The 18,247-nt window shown below is 71.3% G+C and carries 19 protein-coding genes and 1 pseudogene; 13 read left to right on the forward strand and 7 right to left on the reverse strand.

Annotated features, from left to right (window positions below):
* Positions 1-34: 34 nt before the first annotated feature.
* The 4 genes and pseudogenes from ABT288_RS31140 to glgX form a co-directional block, all read right to left on the reverse strand.
* Positions 35-784: pseudogene (locus ABT288_RS31140) on the reverse strand (dolichyl-phosphate beta-glucosyltransferase); the annotation flags it as partial.
* A 100-nt stretch (positions 785-884) separates the two neighbouring features.
* On the reverse strand, positions 885-1,445 hold the full coding sequence (locus ABT288_RS31145; RefSeq protein ID WP_351614724.1) for a RodZ family helix-turn-helix domain-containing protein: 561 nt from the start codon (positions 1,443-1,445) through the stop codon (positions 885-887).
* A gap of 10 nt (positions 1,446-1,455) precedes the next feature.
* Entirely contained in the window at positions 1,456-1,962 is a 507-nt protein-coding gene (locus ABT288_RS31150) for a SigE family RNA polymerase sigma factor (RefSeq protein ID WP_351614727.1), read from the reverse strand.
* A 102-nt stretch (positions 1,963-2,064) separates the two neighbouring features.
* Entirely contained in the window at positions 2,065-4,317 is a 2,253-nt protein-coding gene (glgX, locus tag ABT288_RS31155) for a glycogen debranching protein GlgX (RefSeq protein ID WP_351614730.1), read from the reverse strand.
* Positions 4,318-4,601: 284 nt separating this feature from the next.
* On the opposite strand from glgX, the gene ABT288_RS31160 reads away from it, so the two are divergent.
* The 8 genes from ABT288_RS31160 (at position 4,602) to ABT288_RS31195 (ending at position 12,171) form a co-directional block, all read left to right on the forward strand.
* On the forward strand, positions 4,602-5,825 hold the full coding sequence (locus ABT288_RS31160; protein ID WP_351614732.1) for a L,D-transpeptidase: 1,224 nt from the start codon (positions 4,602-4,604) through the stop codon (positions 5,823-5,825).
* A 156-nt stretch (positions 5,826-5,981) separates the two neighbouring features.
* Positions 5,982-7,202 carry a L,D-transpeptidase gene (locus ABT288_RS31165; protein ID WP_502972864.1) on the forward strand — a complete coding sequence of 407 codons (1,221 nt, stop codon included), beginning with the start codon at positions 5,982-5,984 and terminating at the stop codon, positions 7,200-7,202.
* Between the two features lie 79 nt (positions 7,203-7,281).
* Entirely contained in the window at positions 7,282-8,049 is a 768-nt protein-coding gene (locus ABT288_RS31170) for an enoyl-CoA hydratase/isomerase family protein (protein WP_351614737.1), read from the forward strand.
* A 299-nt stretch (positions 8,050-8,348) separates the two neighbouring features.
* Positions 8,349-8,852, forward strand: coding sequence for an ATP-binding protein (locus ABT288_RS31175; RefSeq protein ID WP_351614740.1), 504 nt, complete (start codon positions 8,349-8,351; stop codon positions 8,850-8,852).
* Between the two features lie 85 nt (positions 8,853-8,937).
* Positions 8,938-9,753: a polysaccharide deacetylase family protein gene (locus ABT288_RS31180; protein WP_351614743.1), complete on the forward strand. Its 816-nt coding sequence runs from the start codon at positions 8,938-8,940 to the stop codon at positions 9,751-9,753.
* Positions 9,753-10,940, forward strand: coding sequence for a YVTN family beta-propeller repeat protein (locus ABT288_RS31185; protein WP_351614746.1), 1,188 nt, complete (start codon positions 9,753-9,755; stop codon positions 10,938-10,940). Before ABT288_RS31180 ends, ABT288_RS31185 begins: the two co-directional genes overlap by 1 nt.
* Positions 10,941-10,987: 47 nt before the next feature.
* A complete protein-coding gene (locus ABT288_RS31190; RefSeq protein ID WP_351614749.1) occupies positions 10,988-11,899 on the forward strand; it encodes a helix-turn-helix domain-containing protein in 912 nt (303 codons plus the stop codon).
* Between the two features lie 59 nt (positions 11,900-11,958).
* Positions 11,959-12,171, forward strand: coding sequence for an EF-hand domain-containing protein (locus ABT288_RS31195; RefSeq protein WP_330337704.1), 213 nt, complete (start codon positions 11,959-11,961; stop codon positions 12,169-12,171).
* Between the two features lie 146 nt (positions 12,172-12,317).
* Here the strand turns inward: ABT288_RS31195 and ABT288_RS31200 are convergent, their stop codons facing one another.
* Positions 12,318-13,238, reverse strand: coding sequence for an AraC family transcriptional regulator (locus ABT288_RS31200; protein WP_351614752.1), 921 nt, complete (start codon positions 13,236-13,238; stop codon positions 12,318-12,320).
* 102 nt (positions 13,239-13,340) lie between these two features.
* On the opposite strand from ABT288_RS31200, the gene ABT288_RS31205 reads away from it, so the two are divergent.
* Complete coding sequence (locus ABT288_RS31205) at positions 13,341-14,336, forward strand: zinc-dependent alcohol dehydrogenase family protein (protein ID WP_351614755.1); 996 nt, start codon at positions 13,341-13,343, stop codon at positions 14,334-14,336.
* Between the two features lie 102 nt (positions 14,337-14,438).
* Positions 14,439-15,098: an NADPH-dependent F420 reductase gene (locus ABT288_RS31210; protein ID WP_351614758.1), complete on the forward strand. Its 660-nt coding sequence runs from the start codon at positions 14,439-14,441 to the stop codon at positions 15,096-15,098.
* A 47-nt stretch (positions 15,099-15,145) separates the two neighbouring features.
* On the opposite strand, the gene ABT288_RS31215 is transcribed toward ABT288_RS31210, so the two are convergent.
* Entirely contained in the window at positions 15,146-15,703 is a 558-nt protein-coding gene (locus tag ABT288_RS31215; protein WP_351614761.1) for a glycoside hydrolase family 25 protein, read from the reverse strand.
* Positions 15,704-15,797: 94 nt separating this feature from the next.
* Positions 15,798-16,835 (reverse strand): phosphatidylinositol-specific phospholipase C domain-containing protein, encoded by a 1,038-nt coding sequence (locus tag ABT288_RS31220; protein ID WP_351614764.1) that lies wholly within the window; start codon positions 16,833-16,835, stop codon positions 15,798-15,800.
* 154 nt (positions 16,836-16,989) lie between these two features.
* Here ABT288_RS31220 and ABT288_RS31225 point away from each other — a divergent pair, with 154 nt between their 5' ends.
* The 3 genes from ABT288_RS31225 to ABT288_RS31235 form a co-directional block, all read left to right on the forward strand.
* On the forward strand, positions 16,990-17,169 hold the full coding sequence (locus ABT288_RS31225; RefSeq protein WP_351614767.1) for a ribbon-helix-helix domain-containing protein: 180 nt from the start codon (positions 16,990-16,992) through the stop codon (positions 17,167-17,169).
* 1 nt (position 17,170) lies between these two features.
* On the forward strand, positions 17,171-17,515 hold the full coding sequence (locus ABT288_RS31230; RefSeq protein WP_351614770.1) for a VOC family protein: 345 nt from the start codon (positions 17,171-17,173) through the stop codon (positions 17,513-17,515).
* A gap of 65 nt (positions 17,516-17,580) precedes the next feature.
* Positions 17,581-18,247, forward strand: a 667-nt coding sequence (locus tag ABT288_RS31235; protein WP_351614776.1) for a class I SAM-dependent methyltransferase, incomplete at its 3' end; no start/stop codon positions are given.

Below are 18,247 nucleotides of genomic sequence, written 5' to 3' on the forward strand. Positions count from 1 at the left end.
GTCACGGGGCGACCGGGCCGGTACGGCGACGGCGGCGGGCCGGCGTCCGCAGCATCCGGACGATCCCGCGCAGGTCGGCCAGCGCGGTGGCGACGATGTCGACACTGCTGTCGGGGTCGTCGACCCAGTCCACCGGGACCTCGTGGATCCTCAGGCCCGCCCGCTCGGCCAGCACCAGCAGTTCGGTGTCGAAGAACCACTCCCCGTCCCGCACCTGCGGCAGCAGCCGTTCGGCGACCTCGCGGCGCACCGCCTTGAAACCGCACTGCGCGTCGGAGAAGCCGACGGCGAGGGTGCAGCGCAGCAGGACGTTGTAACAGCGGGAGATGACCTCGCGCCTGGCGCCGCGCACCACCCGTGCGCCGGGCGCGAGCCGGGTGCCGATGGCCAGGTCGGAATGGCCGGATATCAGCGGCGCGACCAGCGGCAGCAGCGCGGCCAGTTCCGTGGACAGGTCCACGTCGAGGTACGCCAGCACGGGCGCCCGCGATTCGGTCCAGGCCGCCCGGAGCGCCCGGCCGCGGCCCTTCTCCGGCAGCCGCAGCGAGACCACCCCGGGCAGTTCCCCGGCCAGTAGGGCGGCGATGCGCGGGGTGCCGTCGGTGCTCGCGTTGTCGGCGATGGTGATCCGGAACGGATAGGGGAAGGTCTCCCGCAGATGCGTGTGCAGCCGCCGGACGTTCGGCTCCAGGTCCTTCTCCTCGTTGAACACCGGTACGACCAGGTCCAGGACGGGTTCGCCCGCCTGTGGCGACAGGGGTGCGCGGTCGGGCGCCGGTGCCATGGCCGGGACTCGGCCCGGTCGGAGTTTCATCACGTTGTTCCCCGTTTGTCCCTGGTGGAAGGGCATGCCGAAGGCACGCGGATGGAGTGGTGGATGCGGGTCAGCGGGTCGGGCTGATCGCCGATGAGGGGTTGTCCGACGACTCGGCCGGTGCGCTCACCGTCGCGGAGGCCGGGGGAGCGGTGGTGCTCCCCGAGGTGGCCGTGGCGGGCGGCCGCTGTGTGGGGGTGGCCGTGGCCGAACTCCCGGTAGCGCCGGGCGGGTTGGCGGTCGACGTGGTCGAGCCCGGGGTGGCGGAGTCCGTCGCGGTCGAGGACGGCGGGCCGCTCGGCGCGTAGGTGGTGCTCGGCGACTGCGACGGGCCCGGCGAGGTGCTCGGGACGGGCGTCGGACTGGTCGCGGGCCGGGGGTGCGGGGCGCTGGGCCGGCCGTCGGTGTGGCCGTGCGGCCACAGCAGCAGACCGAGGCCGAGTCCGGCGACCGCCAGCACGGAACCGGCCGCCCGGCGCGCTGCGCGCACCCGGCGCCGCACCCGTACGCCCGCGTGCAGCGCCTCCTGGTGCCGGGGCTCGTAGCGCACCGGTTCCTGCGTGCTGTGCATGAGCCGCGTCAGCTGCCGCTCGAAGTGATCCATGTGCTCGGTGTCGTCCACGTGCTTCACGGGTCCCCCCTCACCCCACCGGCTCGATGACGTCGGCCAGCAGCCCGCGCAGCCGGGCCACCCCGCGCGCGGCATGGGACCGGGCGGTGCCGACCGGGCAGCCCAGGATCTGCGCGACCTGCCGGTCGGGCAGGTCCTGGTAGTAGCGCAGCACGACCGCGGCCCGCTGCTGCGCGCTCAGTTCGGCGAGCGCCGCCTCCAGCCGGGAGCGCTCGGCCACGGTCGCCGACACATCGCCGGCCGCCGCCACCTCGGGCAGCACCTCCACGGGCCGCTCGCCCCACCAGCGCCGGCGGGCCGAACGGGCCGCGGCCCGCGCCAGCACCTTGCGGACATACGCCTCCGGTGCCTCGTCGGCGACCTTCGGCCAGACGAACCACAGCTTGACCAAGGACTCCTGCAACAGGTCCTCGGCCCGGTGCCGGTCCCCTCCGGTGAGCAGACGGGCCAGATGGAACAACACCGACCAGCGGGCCGCCACGAACGCGTCGTACTCACCGGCCCGAGCCTGCTCCATCCTCACGGTCCCCGTTCTCGCCGGCTGTCTTCACCAGGAGTAAGGCCCTGGGGGCCCGGGAACGCTGCACCGGCCGGGCGTGATCCGCGTCACGCACAGCCGTCACACAGGGGCGACCCGCAGGAGGAGTACGGAGCGCCCCGGCACCGTGATCTCCGCGCCCGCCGGGTGGACCGTGCCGGGGGGCTCGGCCTGGTCCTCCCGGGAGGTGTCCACGATCACCTCGTACCGGTCCGCCCACGGCTGACCCGGCAGCACGAAGACCGCCGGATCCTCGCCCGCGTGCAGGACCGCGAGGAAGCTGTCGTCCGCGACCGGTGCGCCCCGCTCGTCACGGCCCGGGATGTCCCGGCCGGAGAGGTACATGCCGAGCGTGGCCGCGGGGGCGTACCAGTCGCCCTCGGTCATCTCCGTGCCCCGCGCGGTGAACCACGCCAGGTCCCGCAGCCCGTCGGCCGAGTGGGCGCGGCCGGAGAAGAAGGCGCGGCGGCGCAGCACCGGATGCCGGTGGCGCAGGGCGATCAGCCGGGAGGCCAGGTCGAACAGGGGCCGCCAGGCCGGGTCGTCCAGCAGGGACCAGTCCAGCCAGCTGATCTCGTTGTCCTGGCAGTAGGCGTTGTTGTTGCCGCGCTGGGTGCGGCCCAGTTCGTCGCCGGCCACCAGCATGGGCACGCCGGTGGACAGCAGGAGCGTGGTCAGCAGGTTGCGCAGCTGACGGCGGCGCAGGGCCCGTATCCGCTCGTCCTGCGTCTCGCCCTCCACCCCGCAGTTCCAGGAGCGGTTGTCGTCGGTGCCGTCGCGGTTGTCCTCGCCGTTGGCCTCGTTGTGCTTGCACTCGTACGACACCAGGTCGCGCAGGGTGAACCCGTCGTGCGCGGTCACGAAGTTGACCGAGGCGTACGGGCGGCGGCCGCCCCAGGCGTACAGATCGCTGGAGCCGGACAGGCGGTAGCCCATCTCGCGGACGTCCGGCAGGGCGTGCCGCCAGAAGTCGCGGACGGTGTTGCGGTAGCGGTCGTTCCACTCGGTCCACAGCGGAGGGAAGGCGCCCACCTGGTAGCCGCCGGAGCCGATGTCCCACGGTTCGGCGATGAGCTTCACCCGGCGCAGTACGGGGTCCTGGGCGATGACCGCCAGGAACGGGGAGAGCATGTCGACGTCGTGCATCGAGCGGGCCAGCGCCGCCGCGAGGTCGAAGCGGAAGCCGTCCACGCCCATCTCCGTCACCCAGTAGCGCAGCGAGTCGGTGATCAGACGCAGCACCTGGGGCTGGACGACATGCAGGGTGTTGCCGCAGCCGGTGTAGTCGGCGTACCGGCGGGCGTCGTCCTGGAGGCGGTAGTAGCCGCGGTTGTCGATGCCCTTCAGGGACAGCGTCGGGCCCAGCTCGCCCGCCTCCGCGGTGTGGTTGTAGACCACGTCGAGGATGACCTCGATGCCGGCCGCGTGCAGCGCGCGCACCATCCGCTTGAACTCGCCGACCTGCTGGCCCGTCGTACCGGAGGCCGCGTAGGCGGCGTGCGGGGCGAAGTAGCCGATGGAGTTGTAGCCCCAGTAGTTGCCAAGGCCCCGGCGCAGCAGGTGGTCCTCGTGCGCGAACTGGTGGACGGGGAGCAGCTCGACGGCCGTGACGCCCAGCTTCACCAGGTGCTCGATCGCCGCCGGGTGCGCGAGGCCCGCGTAGGTGCCGCGCAGCTTCTCCGGGACGCCGGGGTGCAGCTTGGTGAAGCCGCGTACGTGCAGCTCGTAGATGACGGAGTCGGCCCACGGCGTCTTCGGCCGGTGGTCGTCCTCCCAGTCGTCGTCATCGTCGACGACGACGCCCTTCGGGACGTAGGGCGCCGAGTCCCGGTCGTCGCGCACGGTGTCGGCGACACGCTGCTCGGGCCAGTCCCGGACATGCCCGTACACCTCCGGCGGCAGGCTGAACTCACCGTCCACCGCCCGCGCGTACGGGTCCAGCAGCAGCTTGGCCGGGTTCCAGCGGGCGCCGGTCCACGGGTCCCAGCGGCCGTCCACTCGGTAGCCGTACCGCTGCCCAGGCATCACGCCCGGCACGAAACCGTGCCAGATCTCGTGCGTCAGCTCGGTCAGCCGGACCTGGGTCTCCCGGCCCCCCTCGTCGAACAGACACACCCGGACCGCCTCCGCCCCGCCCGCCCACAGCGCGAAGTTGGTGCCCGCGACCCCGTCCGGGCCGACCCGGAACCGGGCCCCCAGCGGCGTCGGGGCGCCCGGCCACACCACGGGAGCCGGCACCGCGGCGCGCCGGGCGCCGTTCACCACGGCCGGCTGCTGCCCGGTCCCGGCGTCCGGCTCCCCGGCCGGTGCCCGCTGCTCGGCTGCCCTCGTCACCTGTCGGCCCCTCTTTCAGTGGCTCGCCCCGGGGCGGCGCAACCGGCCGTGCCGAGGAGCCGAGGCTGCCCCGCAGCACCCTCGGCCGCCCGGTACGGCTGCGCCCCACCGCCGGGGGCGCCCTCCGGATCGCGCTGTGCGTCCCTTTCCGTCGAACCGATCCAGGAAGGCGCCCTTCGGCACGGGCGCTGCGGCTCCCCAGCGTGTCGTCCTTCCCTCTGTTCTGCCCAGTGCGTGCGTCGCACTCACGTTTCCCCGGAGCGGGCCCGGTCGTTGAGCCGCGCGTGAGGCACGTACAAGGACGCGCGCGGCGCGCGGGGGTCGCCCTGGCCGCCGTACTGACATGGGCGGCACTGCTGGGAGGGTGCTCCTCCGGGGGCTTCGGACCGCTCGGGCTGGACGGAGCGCCCGGCAGACCCCCGGCACCCGAGGACGTCATCCACGTCACCCCCGACGACGGCGGCAAGGCCGTCCGCCCCGACCGGCGGCTGCGGGTCCGGGTGCCCGACGGGCGCCTTCAGCGGGTGACCGTCGTCAAGTCGCAGGACGCGCAGGACTCCCCGGTACCCGGGCACATCAGCGCCGACGGCCGGACCTGGCGGCCGGACGAGGACCGGCTGGCGCTCGCCGCCCGGTACACCGTCGACGTCGTGGCGCTCGACGCGGACGGCCGCCGCTCGGCCCGGCACACCACCTTCTCCACACTCGTCCCCGACCAGCGGTTCATCGGTTACGTCACCCCGGAGAACCGCGCCGTCGTCGGCACCGGCATGATCGTCTCGCTCGACTTCAGCCGGGAGATCACCGACCGCGCCGCCGTCGAACGCGCCGTCCGGGTCAGCGCGCGGCCGCCGGTCGAGATCCGCCCGCACTGGTTCGGCCGCAGCCGTCTCGACTTCCGTCCCGAGCAGTACTGGAAGCCCGGCACGGAGGTCACCGTCGACCTCAACCTGCGGGACGTCCAAGGGGCGCCCGGTGTCTACGGGTTGCAGGACAAGACCTTCGCCTTCACCGTCGGCCGCAGCCAGGTCTCCCTGGTCGACGCCGCCAGGCACATCATGCAGGTGCGCCGGGACGGCCGGCTGCTCGCCACCGTGCCGATCACCGCGGGCGCCCCGCAGAACCCCACCTACAACGGCAAGATGGTGGTGATGGACATGCAGGACGTCACCCGCATGAACAGCCGCACGGTCGGCTTCGGCGGCGAGTACGACATCCCCGACGTCCCGCACGCCATGAAGCTCACCGACTCCGGCACCTTCGTGCACGGCAACTACTGGTCGCCGAACGCCCCGGGGCGCGCCAACGTCAGCCACGGCTGTGTCGGCCTCAGGGACGTCAGGGGCGGCAGCTCGGCCACCCCGGCCGGCTGGTTCTTCGACCGCAGTCTCGTCGGTGACGTCATCGAGGTCGTGGGCAGCCTGGAGAAGACCGTCGCTCCGGACAACGGCCTCGGCGGGTGGAACATGACCTGGCAGGAGTGGAAAGCGGGCAGCGCGGTGAAATAACCAGGTGAGGGGCGCGGGTTCGGGCGGGGATGCGGGCGCAAGTTGCGACGGAACGGTGACATTCGCCTGACACCCCGCTCAAAACCAGACGGTTAATATGCGCGCACCAGTGTGGTGGGGAGCGGGTCTGACCAGGCCCGGCGAGGGGAGACCAACTTGAACGTGCGGCCAATATCGGGGGCGTCGGCGGCGGGGCGGCGAGGCCGTATGGGGCCGGCGCTCATATCCGGCGCGCTGGTGCTCTCCCTCGCGGCCTGCGGCGGGGGCGGCGGCAAGGGCGCCGGCGACGGCAAGGAGACCCAGCAGGGCAGGCAGCAGTCCACCGCCGCCGTCACCATAGCGCCGAAGTCCGGTGCCACCGGCGTCGACACCAGCGGCGCGCTGAAGGTGAACGTCTCCCAGGGCAAGCTGACCGAGGTCACCGTCAAGGACGCCAAGGGCCGGGCGGTCGCCGGCACCCTCACCGGCGGGGGCGCGTCCTGGACGCCGTCGACCCATCTGGCCGCGTCCACCAAGTACACGGTGCACGCGGTCGCCAAGGACTCCGAGGGCCGCGAGGCCGCCGAGGACTCCACGTTCACCACCCTGACCCCGAAGAACACCTTCCTCGGCTACTTCACCCCCGAGGACGGCTCCACCGTCGGCGTCGGGATGCCGTTCTCCGTCAACTTCACCCGGGGCATCACGCACCCGCAGGCCGTGGAGAAGGCCATCAGGATCAGGACCGAGCCGGCCGTGGACGTCGAGGGCCACTGGTTCGGCAACGACCGCCTGGACTTCCGCCCCGAGCAGTACTGGAAGGAAGGCACCAAGGTCACCGTCGACCTCGACCTCGACGGGGTCGCGGGCCGCGACGGCGTCTATGGCAAGCAGCACAAGACCATCAAGTTCACCATCGGCCGCAACCAGGTCTCCGTCGTGGACGCCAAGAACCACACGATGAAGGTCACCCAGGACGGCAAGGTCATCAAGACCCTCCCGGTCACCACCGGCAAGCCCGGCTATGACACCTGGAACGGCCAGATGGTCATCAGCGAGAAGCTCGCCGTCACCCGGATGAACGGCGAGACGGTCGGCTACGGCGGCGAGTACGACATCAAGGACGTCCCGCACGCCATGCGCCTGACCACCTCCGGCACCTTCCTGCACGGCAACTACTGGGGCGGCGACGCCTTCGGCAACTACAACGCCAGCCACGGCTGCGTCGGCCTGAGCGACGTGCGCGGCGGCTACGACGGCTCCACCCCGGCGGCCTGGATGTTCAACCACTCGATCGTCGGCGACGTGGTGATCGTGAAGAACGCCCACGACCGGACGGTGGACCCCGCGAACGGGTTCAACGGCTGGAACATGTCGTGGGCGGACTGGACGAAGTGAGCCACGTCTGACATACGGGCCCGGTGCTGTGAGGTACGGCACCGGGCCCGTTGCCGTTAGTGCCCGTTAACCTGCCTCCATGACCGTGAATCTCGAAGTCGCCGAAGGTGTCGGAACCCTGCGCCTCGACCGCCCGCCGATGAACGCGCTGGACGTCGCCACGCAGGACCGGCTGAAGGAGCTCGCCGAGGAGGCCACGCGCCGCGACGACGTGCGCGCCGTGGTGATCTACGGCGGCGAGCGGGTGTTCGCGGCGGGCGCGGACATCAAGGAGATGCAGAACATGGACCACACCGCGATGGTCCTGCGCGCCCGCGCCCTGCAGGACTCCTTCACGGCCGTCGCCCGCATCCCCAAGCCCGTCGTCGCCGCCATCACCGGCTACGCCCTCGGCGGCGGCTGCGAACTGGCCCTGTGCGCCGACTACCGCATCGCCGCCGAGAACGCCAAGCTCGGCCAGCCCGAGATCCTGCTCGGCCTGATCCCGGGCGCCGGCGGCACCCAGCGGCTGCCCCGGCTGGTCGGACCGTCCAAGGCCAAGGACCTCATCTTCACGGGCCGCCAGGTCAAGGCCGACGAGGCCCTCGCGATCGGCCTGGTGGACCGGGTCGTCCCGGCCGCAGAGGTGTACGAGCAGGCGCACGCCTGGGCCGCGAGGCTCGCCCAGGGTCCGTCGATCGCCCTGCGCGCGGCGAAGGAGTCCGTCGACACCGGCCTGGAGACCGACATCGACACCGGCCTCGCCGTCGAACGGAACTGGTTCGCGGGCCTGTTCGCCACCGAGGACCGCGAGATCGGCATGCGCAGCTTCGTGGAGGAGGGTCCGGGCAAGGCCAAGTTCCGCTGAACGTCAGCGGTGTGAACTTCCCGGTAACTCCCGCGGCATCTCTTGCAATTGACGTTCCGTCTCTTCCGGGTCCCTCGATGGGGCGGTTTATGGGAGCCTTAAGGCAGCCTTAAGCCTGCTCGGTCGAGGGAGCCGGACGATTGCCCGAAAGTGAGCCGTCTTCGCAGCTCAACCGGGCCCTACCGGTCAGTGACATGCCGTCGGCATATGCCGGTCGCTCGGCGGGGAGCGGGGGCGTACAGGGGGCGTATTCCTCGGGAACGGCCCCCAAGACGGCTCCGGGCCGCCATCATGGGGGCATGGCGGGGCTGGAGGGCATCGAACAGCCGCGGGGACACAGCCGTGCGGCCGCGGCACGCTGGTCGCCCGCGGTAGAGGACGAACAGGCGCTCAAGGCGCTCGAACTGTACGGTGACCCGGCAGCGACAGAGGTGCCGCTGCCGTCCCGCCCGGAGTCCGCGGCCGCCGCACGCCGACTCGCCCAGGTCGTCGTCCTGCGCACCTGGCGGCTCACCCCCAAGCTGACCGAGGACACCGTCTTACTCGTGTCCGAACTCGTCGGCAACGCCGTACGGCACACCGGCGCCCGGGTCTTCGGCCTGCGGATGCGCCGCCGCCCCGGCTGGATCCGGGTGGAGGTCCGCGACCCCTCGCGCGGCCTGCCCTGCCTGATGCCGGTTCAGGAGATGGACGTCAGCGGCCGCGGGCTGTTCCTCGTGGACAAGCTCTCCGACCGCTGGGGCGTCGACCTCCTGCCGCGCGGCAAGACGACCTGGTTCGAGATGCGGGTGGCCGACCGGTAGCGGGGGCACGGCATCCCTCTTACGGCGACCCGAAATCGTCCCACTTTCGGGCCAATCGGCGCTTTTCTTGCCCATCGCCCCTTAAATGGTACGGGTGACCACCACCAACCGACGCGGGGTGCTGCGCGCGGGCGCCGGAATCGTCGCCGGCGGCGCGCTCGCCGCCGGTTGCGGCACCGGCCGGGACACCCCGCCCAACGCCCAGGACTCCGCGCCCCCTTCCGCGCCCCCGACCGGCACCTCCCCGGCCCACCACGCGGCCGGCGGCAAGACGGCCCCCGTTCCCCGGGCCTACCCCGGCCTGCCCGCCCAGATCACCCACGGCCCGCGCACCCGCGCCCAGGTCGCTCTCACCTTCCACGGCCAGGGCGACCCCGCCATCGCCCACTCCCTGCTGGGTACGGCCGAGCAGCACGGCGCCCGGCTCACCGTGCTCGCCGTCGGCACCTGGCTGGACGAACACCCGGACATCGCTCGCCGGATCCTCGACGGCGGCCACGACCTCGGCAACCACACCCAGCACCACATCGCCGTCAACGCCCTCGCCGAGGCGGACGCCCGCAAGGAGATCACCGACTGCGCGGACCGGCTGAAGCGGCTCACCGGTTCCATCGGCACCTGGTTCCGCCCCTCCCGCTCGCCGACCGCCTCCCCGCTGGTCGCCCGGCTGGCCCGCGCCGCCGGCTACCCGCACGTGCTGTCGTACGACGTCGACTCGCTCGACTACACCCGCCCCGGCGCCGCCGCCGTCACCCGCAAGGTTCTCGCCGATGTGCGCGGCGGGTCGGTGGTGAGCCTGCACTTCGGGTACCCGGACACGGTGGCCGCCCTGCCCGACCTCCTCCACGAACTCGACCGGCGCGGACTGCGCGCGGTCACCACCACGGAGTTGCTGAGCTGATGCGATCCAACAAAGCCGCCCGCCTGCTGGCCACCGGTGCCGCCCTCACCGCCCTGACGCTGCTGTCCGCGTGCAGTCCGGGTTCTCAGCACCACGCGAACGAGACCTTGGCCAGCAAGGCCCCGGCCCAGCCGGGGAACGGCAAGCGGCAGATGAACGTGCTGCCCGGGATGCCGCCGGTCGAGAACCCGAAGGACCTCTACTCCGCCGACCGCCCGAACCGGCTCTCCCCGGTCGTCAGGGACTTCCCGTCCCGGGTGTACGTCCCCAACACCAACTCCGACACCGTCACCGTCATCGACCCGGAGACCTACAAGGTCATCGACACGATCCGGGTCGGCCACCAGCCCCAGCACGTCGTGCCGTCCTGGGACCTGAAGACCCTCTGGGTCAACAACGACCTCGGCAACAGCCTCACCCCCATCGACCCGAAGACCGGCAAGGCCGGCAAGCCGGTCGCCGTGCACGACCCGTACAACCTGTACTTCACGCCCGACGGCAGGTACGCCGTCGTCATGGCCTCCAGGGACCGCCAGCTGGTCTTCCGCGACGCGCACACCATGAAGGTCGTCAAGACCGTGCCGGTCAGCTGCTACGGCGTCAACCACGCCGACTTCTCCCCGGACGGACGCTACTTCATCGTCTCCTGCGAGTTCAGCGGCGAGATCCTCAAGGTCGACACCGCGAAGATGACGGTCGTGCGCCAGGAGCGGCTGCCGTACGAGGGCGCGATGCCGCAGGACGTCAAGATCTCCCCGGATGGCAAGCTGTTCTACATCGCCGACATGGTCGCGAACGGCCTGTGGATCCTCGACGGCGACAAGTTCACCAAGCCCCGCTTCCTCTACACCGGCAAGGGCGCCCACGGCCTCTACATCAGCCGTGACTCGCGCGTGATGTACATCTCCAACCGGGGCGAGGGCACCATCTCCCTGTTCGACTTCACCAAGAACCGGCTCACCGTGAAGTGGCACCTGCCCGGCGGCGGCAGCCCCGACATGGGCGGCGTCTCCGCCGACGGCACGGTGCTGTGGCTGTCCGGCCGCTACAACGGCGTGGTGTACGCCATCGACACACGGACCGGCAACGAACTGGCCCGCATCAAGGTCGGCAGCGGCCCGCACGGCCTCGCCGTCTACCCGCAGCCCGGCCGCTACTCGCTCGGACACACCGGCATCTTCCGCTGAACCCGCCGTTTGAGTCTCCACCCGCTGGAAGGCCCAGACTCGCCGACATGACCGAAGACGGCACCGGACTTCTCACCATCGGCGAACTGGCACGGGCCACCGGGCTGAGCGTACGCACCATCCGCTACTGGTCGGACGAGGGCGTCCTCACCCCGGTGACCCGGTCCACGGGCGGCTACCGGCTCTACGACGGCGCCGCCGTGGGCCGCCTGGAGCTGATCCGCACCCTGCGCGAGCTGGGGCTCGGCCTGGACGACGTACGCCAGGTGCTGGGCGGGGAGCGGACGGTCGCCGAGGTCGCGGCCACGCACGTCGCGGCTCTGGACGCGCAGATCCGGTCGCTGAGGGTGACCCGTGCGGTGCTGTCGACGGTCGCCCGACGAGGCTCGACCGCCGAGGAGATGACCCTGATGAACAAACTGGCACGGCTGTCCGCCGCGGAGCGGCAGCGGATCGTGGACGACTTCGTGGAGGAGATCTTCCACGGGCTGGACACGGCCGATCCCTGGATCCGGGAGCGGACCCGGACCCTCGGCGTGGCGCTGCCGGACGACCCCACACCGGAGCAGGTCGACGCCTGGGTGGAGCTGGCGGAACTGCTGCAGAGCCCGGACTTCCGGGCCGCGATGCGCCGCATGATCGAGTACAACGCCGCCGACCGTACCCCGGACACCCCGGCGGGCGCCTCGGCGATGTTCTTCAAGCGGCTCGTCGAGCTGGTCGGTGCCGCCCAGGACCGCGGGGTGACCCCGCAGTCACCCGAGGCGGACACCGTCCTGACCGAACTGCTCGGCGCGGACACCGACCGCGCGGCCGTGCTCCGCCGTATCGACCTTGGCAACGAGGTCGTCCGCTACCGGGAGTTGGCCGCCGTGATCAAGGGCGAGCAGGAGCCCCCGAGGTTCCAGGAGGAGTTCGGCTGGGTGGTCGCGGCGCTGAAGGCCTGGCCGGGCCGTTAATCTGACCAGCGTCAGTACGCCAGCACGGCATGAGAAAAACGACCAAAAGGGGCGGATCGGTGGCGGACATCGAGGAAGCACGCAAGCAGTTCCAGCGGATCGACGCGGACGGTGACGGATTCATCACCGCCGCCGAGTTCAAGAGCGCCCTGGCTCAGGGGGGCGACTGGAACGTCACGGAGACTGTCGCCGAGGCCATCATCAAGCAGCGGGACCTGAACGGGGACAAGGTCCTGTCGTTCGACGAGTTCTGGGCCTACCTGAACAAGTGACGTGCTGACAAGGGGCCCTCACCGCGGTGAGGGCCCCTTCGTCATGCGCGCCGGATCGGCACGCGGCACGGCGTGGGTAGTACCGGCCGGCAGCTCCTTCAGGTGATGGGTGATGTTCGCGCCCGTCCTGAGGGGGAGGCGCTGACCTACGCGACACCCCTTCGATACCGGCCCGGGGCCACCCCGTACTCCCGCTTGAAGGCCTTGGCGAAGGCGAACTCCGAGACGTAGCCGACGCGTTGGGCGATCTCCCGCAGCGAGAGGTCGTCGTGGCGCAGCAGCCGGCCCGCCGTCGTCATCCGCCACCAGGTCAGATACGTCAGCGGCGGCTCGCCCACCAGCGTCGTGAACCGGCGTGCGAACGCAGCCCGGGACAGCCCGCCGGAGGCGCCCAGTTCCGCCACCGTCCAGGCGCGCCCGGGCTCGCCGTGGATCGCGCGCAGCGCGGCCGCGACCGCCGGGTCGGCCAGCGCCGCCGCCCAGCCCCGCGCCCGCCCCGCCGCCGACTCGCTCTCCCACCAGGCCCGCAGGATGTACAGCAGCAGGGTGTCGAGCAGCGAGGTGACGATCGCGTCCGTGCCCGGCCGCTGCTCCTCCAGCTCCATCCCGAGCAGTTCCACCGCCGCCCGCAGCGAGCGGTGGCCGCCCACGGTCGCGGGCAGGTGCACGATCTCCGGCAGCTCGGCCAGCAGCCGGTGCGCCCGGTCCCGGTCCAGCCGGTAGGTCCCGCACAGGGTGATGGTGTCCGGGCAGCCCTCCCTCGGCTCCTCGGGCGGCGCCCCGCTCCAGGTGCCGTCGGGCAGCAGCCGTACCTCCTGCGTGGGCACGCCGGGCGCGCTGACCAGGGAGTGCCCGGCTCCGTGCGCGAGGAAGACGACGTCCCCCGGCGCCAGTGCCAGCGGCTCCCCGTCCTGCGGGATCAGCCAGGCCGAGCCGCGCAGCACCACATGGAACCCGGCCTCGTCGGAGTCCGCCCACCGCATCCCCCAGGGCGCGTACTTGTACCGGCGCGCGGAGTGCGGGCGCCCGGTGCGCATGGCCGCGACGACGTCGCTGAGCACGTCCATGCGGTCACCGTAGCCGAGGAGCGGGCAGGGAGAGACGTACGGACATGGAACCGAGACAGGAGGACATGGAACGTCTTCGCTTCCGTACCTAGCCTCGACGTCATGACAACTTCCGCACGCACAGTGCTCTTTCACGAAATCGGCGGCCCCGACGTCCTCACGGTCGAGGAGGTCGAGCTGCCCGCGCCCGGTACCGGAGAGGTGCTGGTGAAGGTGGAGGCGGTGGGTCTCAACCGGGCCGAGGCGATGTTCCGGTCCGGCACGTACTACTACCAGCCGACCCTGCCCGGCTCCCGCATCGGCTACGAGGCGGCCGGCGAGGTCGAGGCCGTCGGCGAGGGCGTGACGGAGTTCGCACCGGGCGACAAGGTCCTCGCCGCCGCCAACTTCGAGCTCAGCGCACACGGCGTCCACGCCGAACGGGTCGTCCTGCCGGTCGGCGGCCTCGTCCCGCGCCCCGCCGGAGTCGACGCGGTCACCGGCGCCGCCGTCTGGCTGACCTACACCACGGCCTACGGCGCCCTGATCGAGCGGGCCGGACTGGTACCCGGGCAGCGGGTGCTGATCACCGGCGCCTCCAGCGGGGTCGGCACGGCCGCGATCCAGGTGGTGCGGCGGGCCGGAGCCGTCCCGATCGTCACCACGCGCACCGAGGCCAAGCGGGAGCGGCTGCTGGAGCTGGGCGCCGAGCACGTGATCGTCAGCGACAGCGAGGACGTGGTGAAGGAGGCCCGAAGGCTCACCGGCGGACGGGGCGTGGACATCGTCCTGGACGCGATCGGCGGGCCGGCCTTCGCCGAGCTGGGCGGGGCGGTCGTCACCGACGGCACCCTGGTCGGCTACGGCTGGCTCGACGACCGGCAGCCCATCCTGCTGCCCCGCCAGTGGCCGCTGACCGTCCACGGCTACGCCGACATCGCGCTCACCGGCACGCCGGAGGGCCGCCACCGCGGCGCCCACTACCTGGGCTCCGGCCTCACGGACGGCACGCTGCGCCCGGTGATCGCCGAGGTGTACGACGGCCTGGACCGCATCCGGGACGCGCACCGCCTGATGGAGTCCAACACGCACACGGGCAAGATCGTCGTACGTCTTTGAGCCGGTTCACCCTGGCGTCGCGGACCCGGAATAGGAGCCGTGGCGGAGGAGTTGTCGCAGACAACAGAGTATGCACATGCATTCAACCCCGAAAGGCCTGTCATGAAGATCGGCATCATCGGCGCGGGCAACATCGGCGGCAACCTCACCCGAAGGCTCACCGCCCTCGGCCACGACGTCTCCGTGGCCAACTCCCGTGGCCCCGAGACCCTGAAGGAACTGGCCGAGGAGACCGGGGCGCGGGCCGCCCGGGCCGAGGAGGCGGCCGAGGGCGCCCAGGTCGTGGTCGTCACCGTCCCGCTGAAGGCGGTCCCGGGCCTCCCCTCGGGCCTGCTGGACGGCGCCGCCGAGGGCGTGGCGGTGATCGACACCGGCAACTACTACCCGCAGCGCGACGGCCGGATCGCGGCCATCGAGGACGAGGGCCTGACCGAGAGCCGCTGGACCGGGCAACACCTCGGCCACCCGGTGATCAAGGCCTTCAACGGAACCTACGCCCAGGACATCCTGGACCGCCCCCTCCCGGCGGGCGACCCCGAGCGCCTCGCCCTCCCCGTCGCCGGCGACGACGAGGCGGCCAAGGCGAAGGTCCGCGCCCTGATCGACGAACTCGGCTTCGACACGGTCGACGCGGGCGGCATCGACGACTCCTGGCGCCAGCAGCCCGGCACCCCCGTCTACGGCCTGCGGGCCGGCACCGAGGCCGTCAGCAAGGCCCTCGCGGAGGCATCCCCGGAACGCCCGGCGGACTTCCGGGGCTGACGCCAACCGCCTTCCGCTCCTCGCGCATCAGGACCACGCGTGCTGTGTTACGCCCCGTCGGCCCAGGCCTTGAGCGCTGCCTTGCTCGTGAAGGCGGCCACGTCCTTGTCATGGGGCTCGCTGGTGTACTGGTGGAAGAGCCACTTCGCCTTGATGCGGGGCTTGCCCGCGGTGACGTAGTCGGCGATCCAGAGGCCGTCGCCCGCGTAGGCGGTCGTGTCGATGGTCAACCAGAAGTCCCTGTTCGCGTAGAGCACGACCCGGTGGTGCGGCCTCAGCTGCTTCACCTTCCTGAGGAAGGTGTCCTTCTCCGCGTTGCTCGCGTGGGTGCCGTCGCCGGTGGTCTCCCAGTCGACGGCGAGGATGTCGCCCGCCCTCGACGGGGCGGCGGTCACGAAGTGCTCGGCCTGGGCGGTGAGGTTGCCCGGCCACAGGAAGTGGTAGAAGCCCACGACCAGGCCGGCGTCACGCGCGGTCTTCGCCTGGGCGGTGGCGTGGGGGTTGACGTAGGAGTGGCCCTCCGTCGCCTTGATGAAGGCGAAGGAGAGGCCGCTCGTGTCGTACGAGGACGACTGGTACGCGCTGATGTCGATGCCGCGGAGCATGTGGGGACTCCTCGAGGTGCCGGTGGGGGAAAGGAGTTGCTGGTTGAGTGATGCCCCACGATGGCACGCCCGATCCGCCACGGGTGGGGGAACGTCAGCTCCGGGTGACCACCGAACTGAGTACCGACGCCGGCTTGGCCGACCAGTCGGAGGTGATGATGCTCGCGTGGTCCTTGGCCAGCAGGGCCAGCCGGGCGGCGACCTCGGCGTCCGTCGGGTTGGTCGAGGAGATGGCCGGAGAGACGCTGGAGGCGTCCGTCATGATCGAGATGTAGTGGTTCGCGGAGTAGAACGACGTGTCGTAGCCGTTGTCGACGTACGTCGCCGCGTCGCCGTCGAAGAACACGAACCAGGGGCGGATCGAGGTGTCGGAGGTCCAGCGGGTCGCCCGCGGGTCGCCGTTCGCCGCGCCCAGCACCGCCGGGAAGGCCTCGGCGCGTGAGATGTTCCCGGCCGCGTACAGGTCGCGCAGATGGTCGCCGTACTCCTGGTCCGTCCAGTAGTGGTCGAAGGGGTTGTTCATCTCCACGGTGCCGGGGATCACCTCGAAGATGAACTTGCCCTTGAGGGAGTCGCGGGACGGCCAGGCGTTGGCCTTGGCGGCCGCGTCCAGCGTGCCGTAGGTACCGCCCAGCAGGTCGGCCGGCTTGTAGACGCTGCTGCCGAGCTTCTGGTCGACGAGGGTGTCGAACGCGTCGGGGCCGAGCCCGATGGTGTTGTTGAAGCCGACCTTCATCTCGATCTTGAAGACGATCGGCGGGTGGTCGGGGTGGAGCTGGTTCCAGGCCGCGATGTTGTCCAGGCAGCCGCCGAAGTCCTGGTTGCGGCTCTTGCTGTACAGCTCGCCCGGGGTCTTCGCGTCCTCGCAGTTGTTGTCGTCGCCCCACGGGTTGCTGTGGCTCACCCGCCAGCGCCTGCTCAGGCTGTCCGCGTAGATGTCGATCTCGAGCAGCGAGGCGCCCGAGTCCAACGCCTGCGCGAAGTACGTGTACTTGGACTTGTCGTACGCGTTGTGCGTCCCGATCGCCGTCGTCTCGGAGAACTTCGGCGCCGCCGCGTGGGCGTTGCCCGGCCCCACCATCAGCAGAGCGGCGGCTCCCGCGAGTGCCGCCAGTCGTCTTCCCGCTCCCATTGTCCAACTCCCTTTCGCTGTCGCCGAGTTGGCGGCAGCGTAGGAGTAAGCGGTTACTGCACGGTAGCCCCTGGAGAAACATCGGCCACTTTCCGGCGGTCGCGCGGGTCGCCACCGGTGGCGGCTAGATTGCTAGCATGCTAGCCTCGGAGGCGTGGGTGATGAGGAAGTCAAGCAGTTCAACGTGTACCTGCCGATCGGGCTGATCAAGCAGGTCAAGTACCGCGCCATCGAGTCGGGCATGTCGTTGTCGGCCCTGGTCGCAGACGCGCTGCGCGCCTACCTCGACGACGCCCAGGAGCGGGAACAGCAGTCGACCGAGAAGGAGAGCTGACATGGCGACCGAAGGCATCGAGGCCGTGTTCCTGGAGACCCACAACTGGGGAAGGGCGGCGAAGTTCTTCCAGGCGCTGGGCTACGACCTGGAGTTCGCGACCGACCACAACTCCGGCCAGTTCCGCAACGGCGACGGGCCGTACGTGTTCATAGCCGAGGTTCCCGAGGACCGGGAGCCGCAGACGCAGATCGTGCTGAAGGTGCCGGACGCGGACGCGTTCCGCGCCGATCCCGCCGTCGAGGTCGTCACGCCGTTCGAGGACACCCACTTCGGGACCCGGATGATGACGGTCCGCGACCCCGACGGACGGCTGTGGAGCCTGCAGGCCCCCGCGGCGAAGTGACGGGTACGGGAGGCACCTCCATGACCGACAACGCCATGCCCCGCGAGGCTGTGGCCGACGACGCCATGGCCGGCGAGCGGGCCGGGACGCCGGACAACACCGCGGTGCGCTGCGCCCTGTGGCGGGCGATGCACGTCCAGGTCGATCCGCCGCCGCACGTCCTCGAGGACGAGATCGGCCTGCGGATCGCGGACCCCGGTGACGGCTGGCGCGACCGCCCGGACATGGACCAGGAGGCCACCCGCGGATTCCGCGCCGCCATGGTGGCTCGCGCCCGCTTCGTCGAGGACCTGGTCGCCGAGCAGGCCGGCCGCGGTGTCGACCAGTACGTCATCCTGGGCGCCGGCCTGGACACCTTCGCCCAGCGCGCCCCGAGGACCGCCTCCCGGCTGCGGGTCTTCGAGGTCGACCAGCCGGGCCCGCAGGCCTTCAAACGCCGCCGCCTGGCCGAACTGGGCCTCGACGTCCCGGACCGGCTGCGCCTGGTGCCGGTGGACTTCGAGGCGGACGGCGGGTCCTGGCTGGAGCGGCTCGTCGAGGCCGGATTCGATCCCCGCCGCCCGGCGGTCGTCGCCTCCTCCGGTGTCACCATGTACCTCACCAGGGAGGCCACCGCGGCCACCCTGCGCCGGGTCGCCGGGCTGGCACCCGGCTCGGCCCTCGCCATGACCTTCCTGCTGCCGGAGGACCTCGTGGCCGAGGCCGACCGCCCGGGCCTGCGCGCCGGCAAGG

Origin of the sequence: Streptomyces sp. NPDC001093 (assembly GCF_040298985.1) — a bacterium.
Taxonomy (GTDB): domain Bacteria; phylum Actinomycetota; class Actinomycetes; order Streptomycetales; family Streptomycetaceae; genus Streptomyces.